Source organism: Streptomyces coelicoflavus, from assembly GCF_003112555.1.
GTDB lineage: Bacteria > Actinomycetota > Actinomycetes > Streptomycetales > Streptomycetaceae > Streptomyces > Streptomyces coelicoflavus.
Map to the genome: position 1 here is coordinate 294,168 of NZ_BEWB01000009.1, position 15,949 is coordinate 310,116.

The window sequence follows — 15,949 nt, forward strand, 5'->3', positions numbered from 1 at the left end:
GCTGCGTCGGTCCCCCAACGAGACGATGCCTCGAATCTCCAAGCAGGCGGCAGCAGTTCTCACGCATGAGGCGCCCCAGTAGCCGTAAAGGCCACAACCTCACCCCATTGACTCAGTTCACTGTATAGATTGAGTGACCGTCGTCACGGTGACTTGGATCGCCGGACAAGCCGTCAGGTTGCACCCAGCCGACAGGGAAAGGAAGCGCATGCGCGCGCAGGAGATCACCTTCCTCAAGCTTGTCCAGGGGGACAAGCAGTTTCAAGTACCCCTGTATCAGCGGACGTACAGCTGGGGCAGAGAGCAGCTGAAGCGACTGTGGGAGGACATCGGCGAGCTCGTCGACCAGCATCTGTCGGGTGAGACCAGTGCCCCGCACTTTCTGGGCTCCGTGGTACTCGCTCCCGGCCAGATTCAGGCCGGCGGTGTACAACGGTGGCTGGTCGTGGACGGCCAGCAGCGGCTGACAACACTGATGCTGGCGTTCACCGCGCTGCGCGACCACCTCAAGGGAACGGGGGATTCACGCGGGGTGGACAGGGTGCACCGCCAGATACTGGTGAACGAGTTCCATGAGGGCGTCGATCATTACCGGCTGCTGCCGACTCAAGCCGACCGCGAGGCGTATACGGCTTGCGTCCAATCCAGGGCGGAAGCCGGTGGCAGCGACAACATCGGAGCCGCTTACCGGTTCTTTCTCGGTGCGCTCGCCGAGGGGCAGGAGGCTGCCGGCGACAACCAGTGGATCGCGACGGTCGAGACCGTTCTCAAAGACCTGCTGTCGATCGTGGAGATCACCGCGGAGCCTGGCGACAACGTCTACCGGATCTTCGAATCGATCAACAACACAGGCGTCGGGCTCAGCCAGAGCGACCTGCTGCGCAACTACGTGTTCATGCTGCTGCCCAAGCGGGGCGAACGGGTCTACCAGGAGCTGTGGCTGCCCATGCAGCAGAGCCTCGGTCCCAAGAATCTCGAACTCCTCGTCTGGCTGGATCTGGTGGTGCGGGGCCACCACAAGACCAAGCAGAGCGAAATCTACCGGGAACAGCAGAAACGGCTTCAGCCGCTGGCCGGGAACGAGGACGCGCTGCAGCGCGAGATCGTACAACTGGCCGAGCGGGGAAGGCGGTTCCTTCGCATCATCGAGCCCCGGCGTGAACAGTCGTCCGCGCTGCGCGCCGTACTGGAGCGCCTTGCCTCATGGGGCGGCCAGACCCACTACCCCCTGGCCCTACACCTGCTGGACCTCGTCGACGGTGGAACCACTACACCCGAGGACGCGGCGGAGGCGCTGCGGTACGTCGAGTCCTATCTGGTACGACGGCTCATCTGTCAGACGTCGACCACCGGCCTCAACCGCATCTTCATGGAAGCGCCGAGGGAGCTGGAGACCGACCGTCCCGCCGCCGAGGCGGTCCGGCGGTTCCTGTCCGGCAGGCGCCGCCGCTGGCCGAGCGACGAGGAGCTGCGCGATGCGATCCGCAGCAAGCCGTTCTACTGGAGTGGCCGTCCTCCGCAGCGGAGTTACATTCTGCGCCGATTGGAGGAGAGCTACGATTCGAGCGAGCCGATCGACTTCGTGAAGGCGTCCCTCAGCGTGGAGCACGTCCTTCCGCAGCGGCCGACCTCGGCCTGGTTCGATCTGCTCACCGACGAGACCGAACCGAACCAGACACCGCAGGAGCTGCACGACCTGCTGGTCCACACGCTCGGCAATCTCACCCTCACCGGAGACAACGCCAAGCTGTCCAACAGCCCGTTCGAGCGTAAGCAGCAGATCCTCGACTCAAGTGCTCTGCGCATGAACCAGGAGATCGCCTCGACGCAGCGGTGGGGCAAGGCCGAGATCCTGGCCCGCGCCGACCGTCTGACGGAGCGGGCGGTGCGCCTCTGGCCCGGTCCCGTCGGCGGTGTCAAGCCGACCGGCGAGGAGTGGCCCGGCTGGGCCGAACTCCGGGCCGCTCTGGTGGCGATGCCGAGCGGGGCATGGACGACGTACGGCGATGTCGCCGAGCTGATCGGCAGCCATCCGATGCCCGTCGGCTCCTACCTGGGCTCCAACCCGACGGTGCTGGGGGCGTATCGCGTTCTCACCGCGGACGGCAAGATCTCTCCGGCCTTCCGGTGGGCGGACGGCAGTGACCGGCAGCCGCCGCAAGGACTGCTGACGAGTGAAGGGGTGACGTTCGACCCGTCGGGCCGTGCCAACCCATCGCAGCGCTTGACCGCCGCAGAGCTGGCCACCCTGCTCGGTAAGGACGTGGCACAACCCGCATCGCACGACCCGCTCCCGGACGGAGAAGACACGGCGGCGGCCGAGCGCTTCCGCTCGCAGTTGCAGGAACACTGGTCGGCGGCGTCGGCCGGGGTCCTGGGTGCACTCGACTTCTGGCGTCTCCAGGGCGGTTACGTCAACTACGGCCGCCACGAGGAGACGAGTTGTTTCCCGATGCTCGACGCCGGCACCAGTCGCCGTCCCCATCTGATCTGGCCCGTGGCGATCTACCCGGTGAGCGGAACGGTCGAAGTCGTCTTCCAGTACCTCAAGGACCGCAGTCCCTTCGACGACACGGAACAGCGCCGTGAACTGCTGAACCGCCTCAACAAGATCGACGGTATCGACCTGCCCGAGGCGAAGCTGGAACTGCGTCCGTCCTTCCCGGTGCGGGTGTTCTCGGAGCACGGGGAGGAGATCTGCGGGGTGTTGGACTGGTTCGTGCATACGGCGGCGCTGGATCTGGCACAGCGGGACTGAACTGAGCGGCCCCTCACATATGAGGGAAGTATCCCCGCACGTGCTGAGCGAGTCGAGAGGAGGAGCAATGTCGGGCAGGACGTGCCAAGGTACCGTCCGCGGCCTCGGCGGCCATACGATCTGCTTCACGGGTCGCGTGCTGGTCGACGGCGAGTGGACGGTCAGGATGCGCTGTGCGCAACTGGCCAAGAATCGCGGGGCGGTGGCCAAGACCGACTTCTCACGAAAAGTCACTCTGGTTGTCTACGGCGATCTGGCCAGCAAGGTCGTGACGGACAGCCGCCGGGAATACAGCAGCAAGCTCGTCGACGCCGATGCCTCACGCAACGGAGGACGGCACGTCTGTGTCGTGGACGCCGACGGTTTCTCAAGGCTGCTCAAACGGCGGCCTGCCCCGTGCCTGAAACTGAGGAAGTCGGGTGCCGGGCGGGTACGCCCCGTGGCGGCCGCTCCACCCCGGAGCGAAATTCTCGGCGGCCCCCTTCAGGTGCGCCGACCGCGCCAACGCTCGTCCGTGGATCTCACACTCGATCTGAACCATCTCGACAAGGCGACGGCCGCGCACGAGGCTACGGTGGGTGCGCTCCTCGCGCACCTTTCCGGTCAGGGCATCGAGGTACGGACCCACGCGCCGGGCTCTCCCGCGTTCGACGCGGGGTGGTCACGCGGGACGGATGTATTCATAGCCGAGGTCAAGAGTCTGACGGGAGCGAGAGAAGACCAACAGATCCGCTTGGGCATCGGACAGGTCCTCGACTACGCACACCAACTCCGTACCGCCCACCCCGGTCGCCGCCTGCACCCCGTCCTGGTGCTGGAGAAGCGTCCGGTGGACCCCCGGTGGTCCTCATTGGCCCACTCCGCCGGCATACGACTTACGTGGGCGCCTGGCTTCACCGACGTCTAAGAGCGAGATGCGTGCACAGGACGGCCGTCCTGTGCACGCGCTCTAATCGGCATCGCAGGTCACGGACTCGGAATCAGTCGGTTCCATGGACCCCGTGCCTGTACTCTCGACCCCACTGCCCGCCTCGATGGCGGCGTACCGCCGCCGTTGCAGCGCATCGCGTTCAACGTCCGGGATCGTCATCGACTCAGCAAGCACGGCGGCGAGCGCGTCCACTTGAGTGTTGTCGATATCAGCGTGGAAGAGCCACCGGATGTTCTCGTCGCGCGTGATGAGGTCGACCGCCAAGCGCGCGCTTCTGTCCTGTGTGGTGGCTGCCCGGACGTATCGCACTCGGTCGGTCGGGATGTCCTGACCGATCTCGCCTTGCTCGAGGAAGGCATTCGTCTTGGCCGTGATGATGCGGCGATCCGTGACAGCGACCAGTGCCTTTACCGCGGCCTTGTCCCTCGCTGTCGCCAACTTCTCCTTCGCTCCGCTGAGGATCGCAGAAACGGGTCCGAGAGCGTCGAGCTGGTCGGGGAAACCAAGGACACGGAGGGTCTCGCCGTCCTCGAGGAACCATCGCAGGATGCGAAGGTACGGCTCGAGCACCAGCGTTTTGGGGGCACAGACAGCGTCTGGAGCCTCGAGCACAGGAACCGGCGGATGAAGAGCATCGGCAAGAGGCTCGATCGCCTCCAGAAGACGGGCGGAAGTTTCGCGGGTTGCCTTCACCTCCTTCCGCTTCCCCGGGAGCGGCCATGCGTCGGGGCCGGGGAGCTCGGCAGTGATGCGCAGCTCCCGCATCAGCGCATCGATGAGACCGGTCGCCTCGGCAAGAGCGGAGTCGAACTCCGCGCGAGTGTCGCGCGCGATGACTTCGGCGTACTGCGCCTCGGCCGCATCTTCGCGTCCAGCGGCCCTTGCCCTCGCGGCGCGGAGCGCGTGATACCCGGTCCATGCCTTGAGGGAGGACAGGAGGGCGTAGGCGTCGAAGGCGATGGCTTCGGCGTTCGTCTGCAGATACTCACGGTGGCTGCGTACGTCGGGCCGACCGATCTGCCTGACGTGGTCGCGGACGTTCCCCTGGTAGAGCTCAAGCTGCTTCTGCAACAGCGCTCCACTACCCGCGACGTCGTCCCACAGGGACGTTGGGACCGATTCAATCTCTCGCGCCTGGTCGACCGCGCGATCGACGGCGACGACGAGTCCCGTCAGTTCGGCCCACTGCTCCTTGCGGATGGCAGTGAGGACCTGACTTGTCACTGCGAGGTTGATCCTGACGAGGCCCGAGACCTCACTCAGCATCACCTGAAGGGCGACCATTGCCAGCGCCGGCCCGATCGAGGCCGCGGTCTGCGCCTTGCTCACCGCTTCCACGGGGTAGAAGCGGGCCTGATGCAAGAAACGGCCCGGAACCATCACCGTTCCGAGGTTTCCGCCGTCCTTGACGGCGAGCGTCGCACCGCTCTTCAGCAGGGCCTGGGCCGTGTCGCCGATCCTGTAGAGCCCCTGCACGCCGGCGAACGCGTTTCCGAGGTTCCCGGCCACGGTCGCCGCGTTCCCAATCGAGGCGAGGATCGACGAGATCTGCTTGCGGTCGGCAGCCGGCACGATTCCGAAGTCGATCAGATCGGGCTTCAGCTCCGGCGGGACCTCACCGGCGACGAGAGCCACCCCCGGAAGCACTTCCACCAGGACCGTCGACGCCGAGTCGATGTCCGAGTCGGACGTCGGATCGTCCACAACTGGCGACTCGGCGGTCCTGCACCGGCCGTTCTCCTCAGGCTCGGCGGTCCCCGTCGAGTCCGAAGGTCCCTGCATGCGATCTCCTCCCAGTGAGGGCGCGCCACGGACTAACGTCGTCGGCGTTCCCCAACGAATTCTACGGCTCGGCACCCTGCGATTCGGTCCGAATCCACCGGCGCTGATTCCGGATCAACCTGGCCGTGCGCTCGCCTGTCCGCTCACCCTCCGTGATTCAGCACGGACCAGCACCTCTACAGATTCTCCAAGCAGACACCGAACCCCGGGTAGGGAACTGACCTGCGCCGCAGCCCAAACGCGGTCAGCAGCTCTCGCCGAATTTGACCGCCCCGATCGTCACCGGCTGTCCGTCGAGCTCCGCCCCGGCCGCCGGGTCGGTCGAGCAGACCTGCCAGTTGGACTCGACGAGCACCATCCGGTCCTCGCCGGACACGTCCTCGACCGTGATGCTGGTGGAACCGTCGAGTGCCTGACGGGCGACCTTGACCGACTTGCCCGCGAAGTCCGGCATGGTGGACCCGGCTTCCTCGGGTTCGCCCTGGTCGCCACCGGCGGGACAGCTCTCCTCGAGCTTGACGGTACTGAAGTCGACCTCCGTGCCCGTCGCGTGCGCACCGGGCGCCGGAGTCTGGGCGCAGACCTTCCAGTTCCGGTCGAGCAGCTGGTTGCGGCCCCGGCCGAGTGCGTCGTGCGACGTGAGGAGGTAGAAGCCGGCGGCCTGCGCCTCGTCCTGGGCGCTCTGCAGGCCCTTGCCGGTCATGTCCGGCAGCGTCGCGGTGGACTCGGTGTCGGCCGAGGGCTCCTCGGCCGCCTCGCCGGTGCCGGTGACCGGCGCCTCGGAAGCCGGTGCGGCGGTGGACGCGGCGTCGTCCGTGACGGTGTCGGCGGTCGGGCCACAGGCGGTGAGCGCTGCGAGCAGCAGCGTCACGGCTGCGGAGACACGGGTGATGCGCATGGTGATCCCCAAAGCTGTTGCAGATGAGAGTGGTCCGTCGCGCGGACAAGGGCGGGACCCGTTGTCCCGTCGGCCGAGCCCGGAGAGGTACTCCACCGGCGGTGAGCCGGACCTGCTCGGCGGCACCGGCCTGATCAGTATGCCGTTCGTGCACTCAGTTCACAACACTGTGCTAGAAATCTGACGTGCACCTTGTCCTTCGGCAGGCGGGGCGCTTGGGCTCTGAGCCGATTCAGAGCCGAACACCGGGGCGGGGAGGGGGCAATGAAGAAGGACACACCGGAGTACGAGCAGGCGCTGGACGCCGTGGTCGACATCCTGCGGGAGCGGGCACGCGCGGGTGCGGCGCCGCTGACGTACGGCGATCTCAGCACCGAGTTGGCTCGGAGGGGCCACCACGTCCCCGCCTTCGAGGGCCCCATGCCCTACCTGCTCGAGGACGCCTCCGTCCGGGAAAGTCCGGACGGGTCACTGCCCCTGCTCTCGGCGCTCGTGGTCCTGCGGGAGACCGGCCGACCGTCCGGCGGCTTCTTCAAACTGGCCCGGCGTGCGCCGTACAAGCGGCCGGGTGAGGAGATTGAGCTGTGGGTCAAGGAGATCAATCAGCTCTCGAGTCACTTCTCCGTTCGCTGAAGGCTCGTGGACAGGTGGGACGGACCACCCTAGTTCCCCGTACGAAGGAACATTCTGTGAGTGAGAACGGCTCCGGCGGAAGAATCCAGCCGGCACGTTCCGGCGACTCCTCCCGCATAGGTCCGTACCGGATCATCGGCCGTCTCGGGGCAGGAGGCATGGGAACCGTCCATGCGGGTGTCGGCTCCGACGGAACGCGCGTCGCGGTGAAGGTGGTTCATCCGGAGCAGGCCCAGGAGCCGGAGTTCAGGGCCCGCTTCAGGCGTGAGGTGGAGCTGTCCTCCCGCGTCACCGGCCCGTACCTGGTCCCCCTCCTCACCGCCGACCCGGACGCAGAAACCCCGTGGCTTGCCACCGCGTACGTCCCCGGCCTGACAGTGCACCAGCACCTCCTCGCCCACGGAACGCTCGCCGGAGGCAGCCTGTACGCGCTCGCGGCGGCCACCGAGCAGGCGCTGGCGGCCATCCACACCGCGGGTGTGGTGCACCGCGACGTGAAGCCGCAGAACGCCATTCTGACACCCGGCGGCCCGCGCGTTCTGGACTTCGGGATCGCCCACGCCGCCGACGGAACCAGCGTCACCCGCACCGGTGTCATGACCCGAACCCCGGCTGGATCAGCCCCGAGCAATACCGGACGTGGACCACCGGCCCCGAGAGCGACGTGTTCGCCTGGGGAGCGCTCCGGGCCTACGCGGCCACCGGAAGGCTGCCCTTCGGCACCGGCGCACCGGATGTGGTCGCGTTCCGCGTGATGTTCGGGGAAGCGGACCTGGACGGAGTCCCCGGACCGCTGTGCCGGGTCGTGGAGAAGGCGCTGGCCAAGGAGCCGGACGCACGCCCGTCGGCCGCCGAGGCCGCCCGGACGTGCGTGGAACTGCTGGCCTCCCAGGTGCTACCGACCGGCGCGGTGCCGGCGACGGCCGTGGACATGGTCACGGCGCTCTGGGACGTGCCCGCCGAGGCCGACCCGGCCTGGCATGTGCCCCCGGAGCGTCATCGGCCGAAGCGACGACTGGTGGGCGCCGTAATCCTCGTCGCCACCGTCGTCGGAGGCCTGGCCGGAGGGACGGCCGCCCTGATGCCGGGCGACGACGGCAACCGCGAACAGGTGGCCTCCGCCACTCCCTCGGCGTCACCCCTCGCCTCGGCCAAGTCCACACCGCCCTCCGCGAGTACCGCTGAGGACGGCACAGCGGGGAGGAAACAGCAGGCCTCGGGCGAGGGCTCGGCCGACGCGGGGAGCTGGGGGCAGGCGCGTACGGCTCAGGGCGAAGGTGAGCACGACATGGCGCGCGCCACGCTGCACGACATGGGCGTCCTCGCCCGGGGACCTCGAACCCACCGACTCTCCCTGAGGGCGGTGAGGTTTCGTGAGTCACGCGAGGAGGTTTACTTCTCGTATGCACTGGACTCCGAGGACGAGCACGGGATCACGTCCGCGGAAACAGAGATCGCCAGATCCATGTGCGCGACGGTGAGGGACGTCGTGCTCCGCCTTCACCCGGAGCTGCCCTACCGCACGTACGTCACGGTGCGGGAGGAGAAGGGCCGTGCCCCGCAAGTGACATGGCAGGAGGACTTCGTCGCCGACGCTCAGTGCCGATCGGCTCTTGAGGACGGCACCGACGCGGCCTACGGCACAGGACAGGACTGGGAGCCGGACGAGAACGGTCTCGGGGAGGCGATGATCCCCAGCACCGACGGAACCGAGATCCGGGTCGCGGACCGCGCCACCGCGAAGATCATCGAGCGGACCAACGCGATGGGCGAAACGCTCGGCACCGACCAGACGCTCGGCCACGACCAGATCAAGGTGGGCTTCGACCCGGGGCATTCGGCCATGTACGTCTGGTCGGAGTACCTGATGTGGAACCAGGGACAGATCGAGACCTGGGCGGACATGGTCGCCGACGAGGCGTGCCGGGCCCTCGCACACGAGAGGCAGACCTCGGGCGACGGCTGGCCGTACACCCGCTACGCCGTGGCGGAGATCGGCGGGTCGGGCTACCTGATGATCCGCTGGGGCACGCTCACCTCGCAGTCCGACTGTTCCACCTGAGCCACTCCCACGGGGCATGCGCCTACGTCTGCGTGTCCTCGTCGGCGACCGTGCCCCAGGCAGGTAGCGGCACGCCGTCGGACGCGCTGATCTGGGTCACCTCGCACCGCATCCTCCGGACGGCGGCGAAGAGGTGTCGCTGGATCTCCGGGCCGTCCTCCGGCGGGAACGATATCCGGATCTGGTGTGGGTGTGACATGTCGTAGGTGAGCAGCCAGTCGGCACCGACGGTGGCGAAGTGGTCCTGGCCCGAATCCCCCTGTTCGGAGCGCCAGGCGCCCCGGTCCGCGGTCGGGGCCAGGGCGTCCCGGAGGATCGCCAGGCGCTGGTCGTGGGCGAGCGGCCCCTCTGTGAGGCGCAGGCAGCGGTGGTTGCGGGGCCGGAACGCGTTGAACCACGGGGCCAGCCCCGGCTCCATGTCCGCGAGCAGCCGGGAGTCGATGCGTCCCCTGACCCATGCCTCGACGAACCCGGTGGCACTCATGGGATGGGGCTCGTACCAGCCTTCACTGCTCCACACCACGACGGGCCAGTTCTCGGCCGTCCCCGTGGTGAGCCAGCAGAGCCGGTCGGCGTCGATGGTGGTGCCCCAGATCAGCAGTCCGCCCGGAGCTGGGTGGAGAGGGTACGGGTAGTGTCCCCGGTACCTCGCCGCCATACCGGACGGCCTGCCGTTCTGCCACACGAGGCCGTTGTGCCTGTTCGTGCCGAACGGGGTGCAAAGATTGAGGTAGTCACAGAACTCGCCCCACCCGTACGCCTCGACGAGATGCTTGTAATCCTCGGGAAACCGCATTCCGAGCTCGGCCTCCACTGCCGGCCAGCTTCCACGGGCGTCGACGGGGACCGGGGGCGGCATCACCAACTGTGCCAGTCCTGCGTTCTCCGTCACGGCACGTCGTGGCGTACGAGCGCCCTGGCGAAGGACTCGTCCGTGCGACGGGCGTGCGCCATGCGCTCGCGGATCTCCCTCAGGGTGCGCGGACGGTATCCGGGCCCACCACAGCAGCTCTTGTGGAAGTGGACGCCCGCGTGCAGAAGGACGGACAGCACTCGCCAAGCCGCCGTATCCCGGCGCGGGGGCGTCGCGAAGGCCGATCCCACGTGGATCAGCGGTTCCGCACAACGGGGGCAGGTCCGATGCGGCCTGTCCCTGTCGTAGGACTGCTTGTACGAAGCCCGACAGGGCAGGCAGACATAGGAGGTCTTTGCGTGGCCCATGCCGTCAGGGTAGGTGGCGGCCGTGCGGAACTCGACAGAAATATGAAAGTGCGAAGAGGATACGACGTGTCGCACACTCTTCCGGTGATCGTGTTGCAGCCCGTCCTCGAGGTCTCCGATCCCTCCGGCTTCACGCTCTGGCCGGTCGCCGGCATCGAGCCGTACGGCTTCCTCCCCCTCAGCGGCGCGCTCACTCCCACTGAAGTCGGCACGGCGGTCATGAGCATCGCCGCCCACAACGACGTCGTACCGACGGCCGACGACCACACGCCACGGCCCGCGGACCCTCTCGGGGCCTTTCTGCACGGCCTGCTCACCCAGGATTGTCTCGTGGCGTCCGGTGGCCTGCGGGTCACGGACACGGCCTCCGGCGTCACCTTGCTGCCGGGTTGCTGCAACGGCCTTGAGGAACGCGGCGACTGGTTCGGCGTCCTCGACGGAAACGGCTGGGCCTCCTTCGGCCACGATCCGTCCCCGCTCGCCGAACGGCACGGCGACGTCGCCCGTCTGACCGTGGACGCCGACCGGGACGACAGTCCCATGATCGAGCTCGCCGCCGGCGAACTGCGGTGCCTGCTCAGCGGAGCGGAGTGCGACCTGGCCGAGTTCCTGGCCCTGGCTGCCTCCTGGGCATCCCGACAACTGCCGGGCCACGCAGCTCCGGTGACGGCCGCGCTCGCCCGTGCCTCGGCGCTGGACTCGCCGTTGTTCTTCCAGTAGCACACCGGCGCCGTCGGATGGTGGGCGAAGCGGCACACCTTGGTGGTGTACCGCCTGTCGCTCAGCTCCTCTTCACAGCCGCCGAGTTGCAGTCCGCACCAGTAGCTGTAAGCGGGGTGCGCCTTGCGTCAGCGGTCCAGTTCCCATGCATCCATCGGCAGGATGACCGGATGGTCGGAGTTCTCGTGACCGATCACGACTGTCTTCACGAGACGGTGGTCGAGCATGGGACCTCGCAGTGGGACGTCAGAGAAATGTCCACCTGGTCGGCGCGGGTGGCACGATCCAGTTGATTTCCATGCACTAAGTTCACAACGAATCTGCGAAATTGTGCGTACACCCTTGCCCTCCGGTGGCGGGTGCCGCACACTCACGACGCATACACGCCAACGGCGAGGCCGGGAACTCGGGCCGTGCACAGCCGTACGAGCGCATGAGCAGCGCACACCAACCGATGTACGCGCCCTGCCGTTTGGTCAAAAACTGCCCCATACTGCGCATCAGGAGGGGTCGGCTCCGTGTCACGTCCGGGGCCCAAGGTCTGGGGGGACCATGGCTGACGCACGCCTGCAGTGGTTACAGGACGCCGTCTCGGCGTTCGGCGCTGAGTGCAAGCGCAGTTTGGCGGGGCCTGGTGATCGTGAGGCGGCGATCCGGGGCCCACTGGAGCAGTTGTTCGGCGCCATGGGAAAGCACCACGCCCTGCGCGAGATCAGCTGGCATCCGGAGACTCGCATACCGCACCTCGGTGTGCGGCCCGACTACGCCGTACGCGTCGGCGCCCAAATCACCGGCTACATCGAGGTGAAGCGGCCCGGTAAGAGCGTAGACCCCGACACCTTCACCGGTCACGACAGACGGCAGTGGCAGCGCCTGCGCGACCTGCCCAACCTGCTCTACACCAACGGCACTCACTGGCGCCTCTTCCAGTACGGCACGCAGGTCGGCGAGGAGGTCGTGCTGTCCGGTTCGCTGAAGAGCGCCGGGGTGAAACTCGCCGCCGCCGATCCGGCCGCCTTCGACGCGCTCACGCGCACGGTGCTCCTCTGGGAGCCGCAGGGAGTCCGACGGGTCTCGGTCCTCGTCCAGCACATCGCCCCGCTGTGCCGGCTCCTGCGCGAGGCCGTGCGGGAACAACTGCGCGCGGAAGGCGGGATGGACGCCGACGAGCCCACCGTCGAGCGACCCTTCACCGGGCTGAGAAGCGACTGGCGCCGCCTGCTCTTCCCCACCGCCGACGACGCGACCTTCGCCGACGGCTACGCCCAGACCGTCACCTTCGCCCTGCTCCTCGCCCGCACGGAAGGCATCCGGGTCACCGGCACGAGCTTCCACGAGATCGGACGGCAGCTCCACGCCGGTCACGCCCTGATGGGCAAGGCCCTCCAACTCCTCACCGACAACGTCAACGAGCGGTTCGAGGTGACCCTGGACCTCCTCGCCCGCACCGTGGACCGCGTCGAGTGGGAGACCATCCGGCAGGGCAACCGGGACGCGTACCTCCACCTCTACGAGTCGTTCCTCTCCGTCTACGACGACGACCTGCGCCGGCACAGCGGCTCCTACTACACCCCGCACCAGGTGGTCGAGGAGATGGTGCGCCTCGCCGAGGAGGTCCTGCACACCCGCCTGGGCAAGGCCAGCGGCTACGGCGACGACGGCGTCCACATCGTCGACCCCGCGATGGGGACGGGAACCTACCTGCACACGATCATCGAGCGGGTGGCGCGGCAGGCCGCCGAACGCTCCGGCGACGCCATGGCGCGCGACGCGATCGGCCGCCTCGCCGGGCGCCTTTACGGCTTCGAGTTGCAGATGGGCCCCTTCGCGGTCGCCGAACTCCGCGCCGCCGACCTGCTCAAGAAGCACGGCGCCGAACTCCCGCCGGGCGGACTCAACCTCCACGTGACGGACACGCTCGACGACCCGTACGTCCAGGAGGAGCAGCTCGCCTCCACCTACGCGGCCCTGTCGGTCTCCCGTGCCCGCGCCAACCACGTCAAGGCCAACGTCCCCGTCACCGTGGTCATCTCCAACCCGCCCTACGACGACAAGGCCGAGAACCGCGGCGGCTGGATCGAGAAGCGCGTCAAGGGCCAGGGCCGCCCGCCCCTGGACGACTTCCGTCACCCCGGGAACGGCCGCTACGAGCACGCGCTGAAGAACCTGTACGTCTACTTCTGGCGCTGGGCCACGTGGAAGGTCTTCGACGCCCACGGGGACGACCGGCACGGCCTGGTCTGCTTCATCACCCCGTCCGCGTTCGCCACCGGCCCTGCGGGGCGGGGCATGCGGGACTACCTGCGCGGGACGTGCGACGAGGGGTGGGTCATCAGCCTTTCGCCCGAGGGACAACGCTCGGACGTGGCCACCCGCGTCTTTCCGCACGTCGCCCAGCCACTGTCCATCTGCGTCTTCGTCCGGCGCGCGGACCACGACGCCACCGGTCCCGCGCGCATCCACTACCGGGCCCTGCACGGCAAGCGTGCGGAGAAGTTCGCTCAGCTCCGGGCGGTGGGTCTGGACGACGACGGCTGGCGGGACGCGCATACGGAAGGAATACGGCCCTTCACTCCTGCGGCATTGTCCGGCTGGGAGGAGTATCCGGCGCTGGAGGCGCTGTTTCCCTGGGGCAGTCCGGGCTGTAAGACCAACCGTTCCTGGGTCACGTCGCCTCACCCGTCGGTCCTCCAGCGCCGCTGTGCCCGTCTCGGCGGCGAGGAGGACCCTGAGACCAAGGCCCTCCTCTTCAAGGAGACGCGGGATCGTCGACTCGACACACGCCCCGCGTGCCTGCCGGGCTTCCCGCATCCCGACCGGACCGTCGACGAGGAATCCCACGCTCGCCCACCGCTCCTGCGCATCGCCCTGCGCAGTTTCGACCGGCAGTGGCTCATCGCCGACAACCGGGTGCTCGACTTCCCCCGGCCCGACCTGTGGGAGTCGCTCCAGCCCGGGCAGGTGTTCCTCAACCAGCAGAGCAGCCACGAGATCGACGGCGGCCCCGCGCTGGTGGCGACGGCGCTGCTTCCGGACACGCACCATTTCAACGGCCGGGGCGGAAGGGTGCACCCCGTCCTCCACCCGGACGGCAGCGCCAACGTGCCCACCGGCCTGCTCCGGTACCTGTCCGGTGTCCTCGGTCTGGACGGGGTGACCGTGCACGACCTCGCCGCCTACGCCGTGGCCGTCGCCGGGCACAGCGCCTTCACCGAGCAGTTCGCCGAGGAACTGCTCACCCCGGGCGTCCGGTTGCCCCTCACCCGCGATCCGGAGCTGTGGAGCGAGGCAGTCCGTGTCGGCCGTGCGTTCCTGTGGGCGGCCACCTACGGCGAGCGGGGCGATCCGCCCGACGCACCGGCGTCCGGTCAGGAGGGCGTCGGCTTCCCTCCGGAAGACCTGCGCCAGGTGCGCTACGTGACTCCGATCGGCTCCGCCGTGCCCGACACGCTGGCCTACGACGAGGAGAGCGGCACCCTCCACGTAGGACGGGGCACCTTCACGGGGGTCCCGCCCGAGGTCTGGAACTACGAAGTCGGCGGCATGCGGATCGTGAAGAAGTGGTTCGGCTACCGGAAGGCCTCCCCCACCAGCCGGAGGACCAGCCCGCTGGACGACCTCCACATCACGGCGTGGCCGAGCGAATGGTCCAGCGAGCTGATCGACCTGTTGTCCGTCCTGCGCCGCCTGGTCGACCTCGCTCCGGCTCAGCAGGCCCTCACCACGAGGATCGTGAACTCCCCGGTCGTCACCGTCACCGACCTCACGTCGGCGGGCGTCCTCCCGCCGCAGCCCAGAGCTGACCGTGCCCGTCGACGCGTCGTGCTGGAGTTCGACCGACCGGCCGACGAACCGTGACCGCGGCTACGCACCCTCGCCGGCCGCGACGTGGGCCTCGGCCTGCTCCAGGGTCCACGTCCCCTCCGCGAGCCGTCTCAGGGCGTGTCCGGCGGAGTGGGGCGCCGCACCGCGCGCCACGGTGTCGGCGAAGGACACCACCGCGCTCAACCGTGCCGCCAGCTCGTCGCACTCCGCTGTACGCAGAGCCGCCGCTCCGGTGGCGGTGAGGCGGAGCTCGCCCCGGTCCCCGTCGCGCTGCTCGACCAGCCCGGCCCACAGCAGGGTGGGCAGGGCGTCCCGGACCGCGTCCGTGTCGAGGTCCCGGGCCGCGTAGGACTCCGGGTTCGTTTCGGGTGCCGGGAGGTCGCAGAGGTCCAGTTCCCGCAACAGGTGGTGCTGGAGCGGCGGCAGCTGTCCGATGGGATCGAGCATGGCCCCAGTATGGCCCGCACCGTGCGGGGCACAGACTCGCGTCACGCACCCGTGCCACGGTGTCTACGGGGGCTCTGCCCGACTCTGCCTGCGCGGCAGGGAGTCAGGTGGGTCGTCCGACCTCCGCCCAGACCGTTTTCGTGTACGCGTCCCGCACCTCGCAGCCCCATCGTTCGGCGTACGCCGCCACGAGCAGCAGTCCACGCCCCGACGGCGCGTCGGACGCCGCCGGTTCGGCCGCCGGGTCGCGGGGGCGGTGCCCCGGGCGGGTGTCGGTCACCTCGACGCGGACGACGCCGTGCTCGGACAGGAGGAGCAGCGTCAGGCGGAAGTCCCGGCCGGGAGTACGACCGTGGGTGACGGCGTTGGCCGCCAGTTCGGTCGTGACGAGGGCGACGGCCCGTGACGTCTCGGAGTCGTACGGGACTCCCCAGGCCGCGAGCTGCTGTCCGGCGAGACGGCGGGCGAGACGGGCTCCGCGTGCAGTGCTGCTGAGGCGGACGGTGAGGTGGGGGGGGGCACCGGTGGGCGGTTCCACCCTGATGTTGGTCGACTTCACGGAGTCACCGTCCCGTCACGCAGACGGCCGGGCGAGGTCGGACCTCCGTACCCGGTCACGCGGTACGGCCGCTGTACGGGCCTGTTGGTCTCACCCGCCGCGGGAACCGGTCG

General features: G+C 68.5%; 13 protein-coding genes. 7 read left to right on the forward strand and 6 right to left on the reverse strand.

Features of this window, described 5'->3' with window-relative positions:
• The first annotated feature begins 208 nt into the window (after positions 1 to 208).
• Positions 209 to 2,758, forward strand: coding sequence for a GmrSD restriction endonuclease domain-containing protein (locus Sco07f_RS23190; protein ID WP_108989060.1), 2,550 nt, complete (start codon positions 209 to 211; stop codon positions 2,756 to 2,758).
• Between the two features lie 67 nt (positions 2,759 to 2,825).
• Positions 2,826 to 3,665: a BRCT domain-containing protein gene (locus Sco07f_RS23195; RefSeq protein ID WP_244942124.1), complete on the forward strand. Its 840-nt coding sequence runs from the start codon at positions 2,826 to 2,828 to the stop codon at positions 3,663 to 3,665.
• A gap of 42 nt (positions 3,666 to 3,707) precedes the next feature.
• On the opposite strand, the gene Sco07f_RS23200 is transcribed toward Sco07f_RS23195, so the two are convergent.
• Positions 3,708 to 5,471, reverse strand: a complete 1,764-nt coding sequence (locus Sco07f_RS23200; RefSeq protein ID WP_108989061.1) for a hypothetical protein — start codon at positions 5,469 to 5,471, stop codon at positions 3,708 to 3,710.
• 244 nt (positions 5,472 to 5,715) lie between these two features.
• On the reverse strand, positions 5,716 to 6,369 hold the full coding sequence (locus Sco07f_RS23205) for a PASTA domain-containing protein (RefSeq protein ID WP_108989062.1): 654 nt from the start codon (positions 6,367 to 6,369) through the stop codon (positions 5,716 to 5,718).
• A 264-nt stretch (positions 6,370 to 6,633) separates the two neighbouring features.
• Here Sco07f_RS23205 and Sco07f_RS23210 point away from each other — a divergent pair, with 264 nt between their 5' ends.
• The 3 genes from Sco07f_RS23210 to Sco07f_RS23215 all read left to right on the forward strand — a co-directional run bounded on the left by Sco07f_RS23210 (position 6,634) and on the right by Sco07f_RS23215 (position 9,064).
• Entirely contained in the window at positions 6,634 to 7,002 is a 369-nt protein-coding gene (locus Sco07f_RS23210; protein WP_108989063.1) for a hypothetical protein, read from the forward strand.
• 158 nt (positions 7,003 to 7,160) lie between these two features.
• Positions 7,161 to 7,757: a protein kinase domain-containing protein gene (locus Sco07f_RS40770; RefSeq protein WP_244942125.1), complete on the forward strand. Its 597-nt coding sequence runs from the start codon at positions 7,161 to 7,163 to the stop codon at positions 7,755 to 7,757.
• Positions 7,757 to 9,064, forward strand: a complete 1,308-nt coding sequence (locus Sco07f_RS23215; RefSeq protein WP_244942126.1) for a serine/threonine-protein kinase — start codon at positions 7,757 to 7,759, stop codon at positions 9,062 to 9,064. Before Sco07f_RS40770 ends, Sco07f_RS23215 begins: the two co-directional genes overlap by 1 nt.
• A 22-nt stretch (positions 9,065 to 9,086) precedes the next feature.
• Here Sco07f_RS23215 and Sco07f_RS23220 read toward each other — a convergent pair whose 3' ends face one another.
• Positions 9,087 to 9,923 (reverse strand): SMI1/KNR4 family protein, encoded by an 837-nt coding sequence (locus Sco07f_RS23220; RefSeq protein WP_108989149.1) that lies wholly within the window; start codon positions 9,921 to 9,923, stop codon positions 9,087 to 9,089.
• A 29-nt stretch (positions 9,924 to 9,952) separates the two neighbouring features.
• The gene (locus Sco07f_RS23225; protein WP_108989064.1) at positions 9,953 to 10,285 is read right to left on the reverse strand and encodes a deoxyxylulose-5-phosphate synthase; all 333 of its coding nucleotides are present in this window, start codon (positions 10,283 to 10,285) and stop codon (positions 9,953 to 9,955) included.
• A 66-nt stretch (positions 10,286 to 10,351) separates the two neighbouring features.
• Here Sco07f_RS23225 and Sco07f_RS23230 point away from each other — a divergent pair, with 66 nt between their 5' ends.
• On the forward strand, positions 10,352 to 11,005 hold the full coding sequence (locus Sco07f_RS23230) for a hypothetical protein (protein WP_108989065.1): 654 nt from the start codon (positions 10,352 to 10,354) through the stop codon (positions 11,003 to 11,005).
• A 684-nt stretch (positions 11,006 to 11,689) separates the two neighbouring features.
• Positions 11,690 to 14,863 carry a type ISP restriction/modification enzyme gene (locus Sco07f_RS40370; protein WP_244942128.1) on the forward strand — a complete coding sequence of 1,058 codons (3,174 nt, stop codon included), beginning with the start codon at positions 11,690 to 11,692 and terminating at the stop codon, positions 14,861 to 14,863.
• A 6-nt stretch (positions 14,864 to 14,869) separates the two neighbouring features.
• Here the strand turns inward: Sco07f_RS40370 and Sco07f_RS23245 are convergent, their stop codons facing one another.
• Positions 14,870 to 15,277 carry a hypothetical protein gene (locus tag Sco07f_RS23245; protein WP_108989067.1) on the reverse strand — a complete coding sequence of 136 codons (408 nt, stop codon included), beginning with the start codon at positions 15,275 to 15,277 and terminating at the stop codon, positions 14,870 to 14,872.
• A gap of 103 nt (positions 15,278 to 15,380) precedes the next feature.
• Positions 15,381 to 15,836, reverse strand: coding sequence for an ATP-binding protein (locus Sco07f_RS23250; RefSeq protein ID WP_244942129.1), 456 nt, complete (start codon positions 15,834 to 15,836; stop codon positions 15,381 to 15,383).
• Between the last annotated feature and the right edge of the window lie 113 nt (positions 15,837 to 15,949).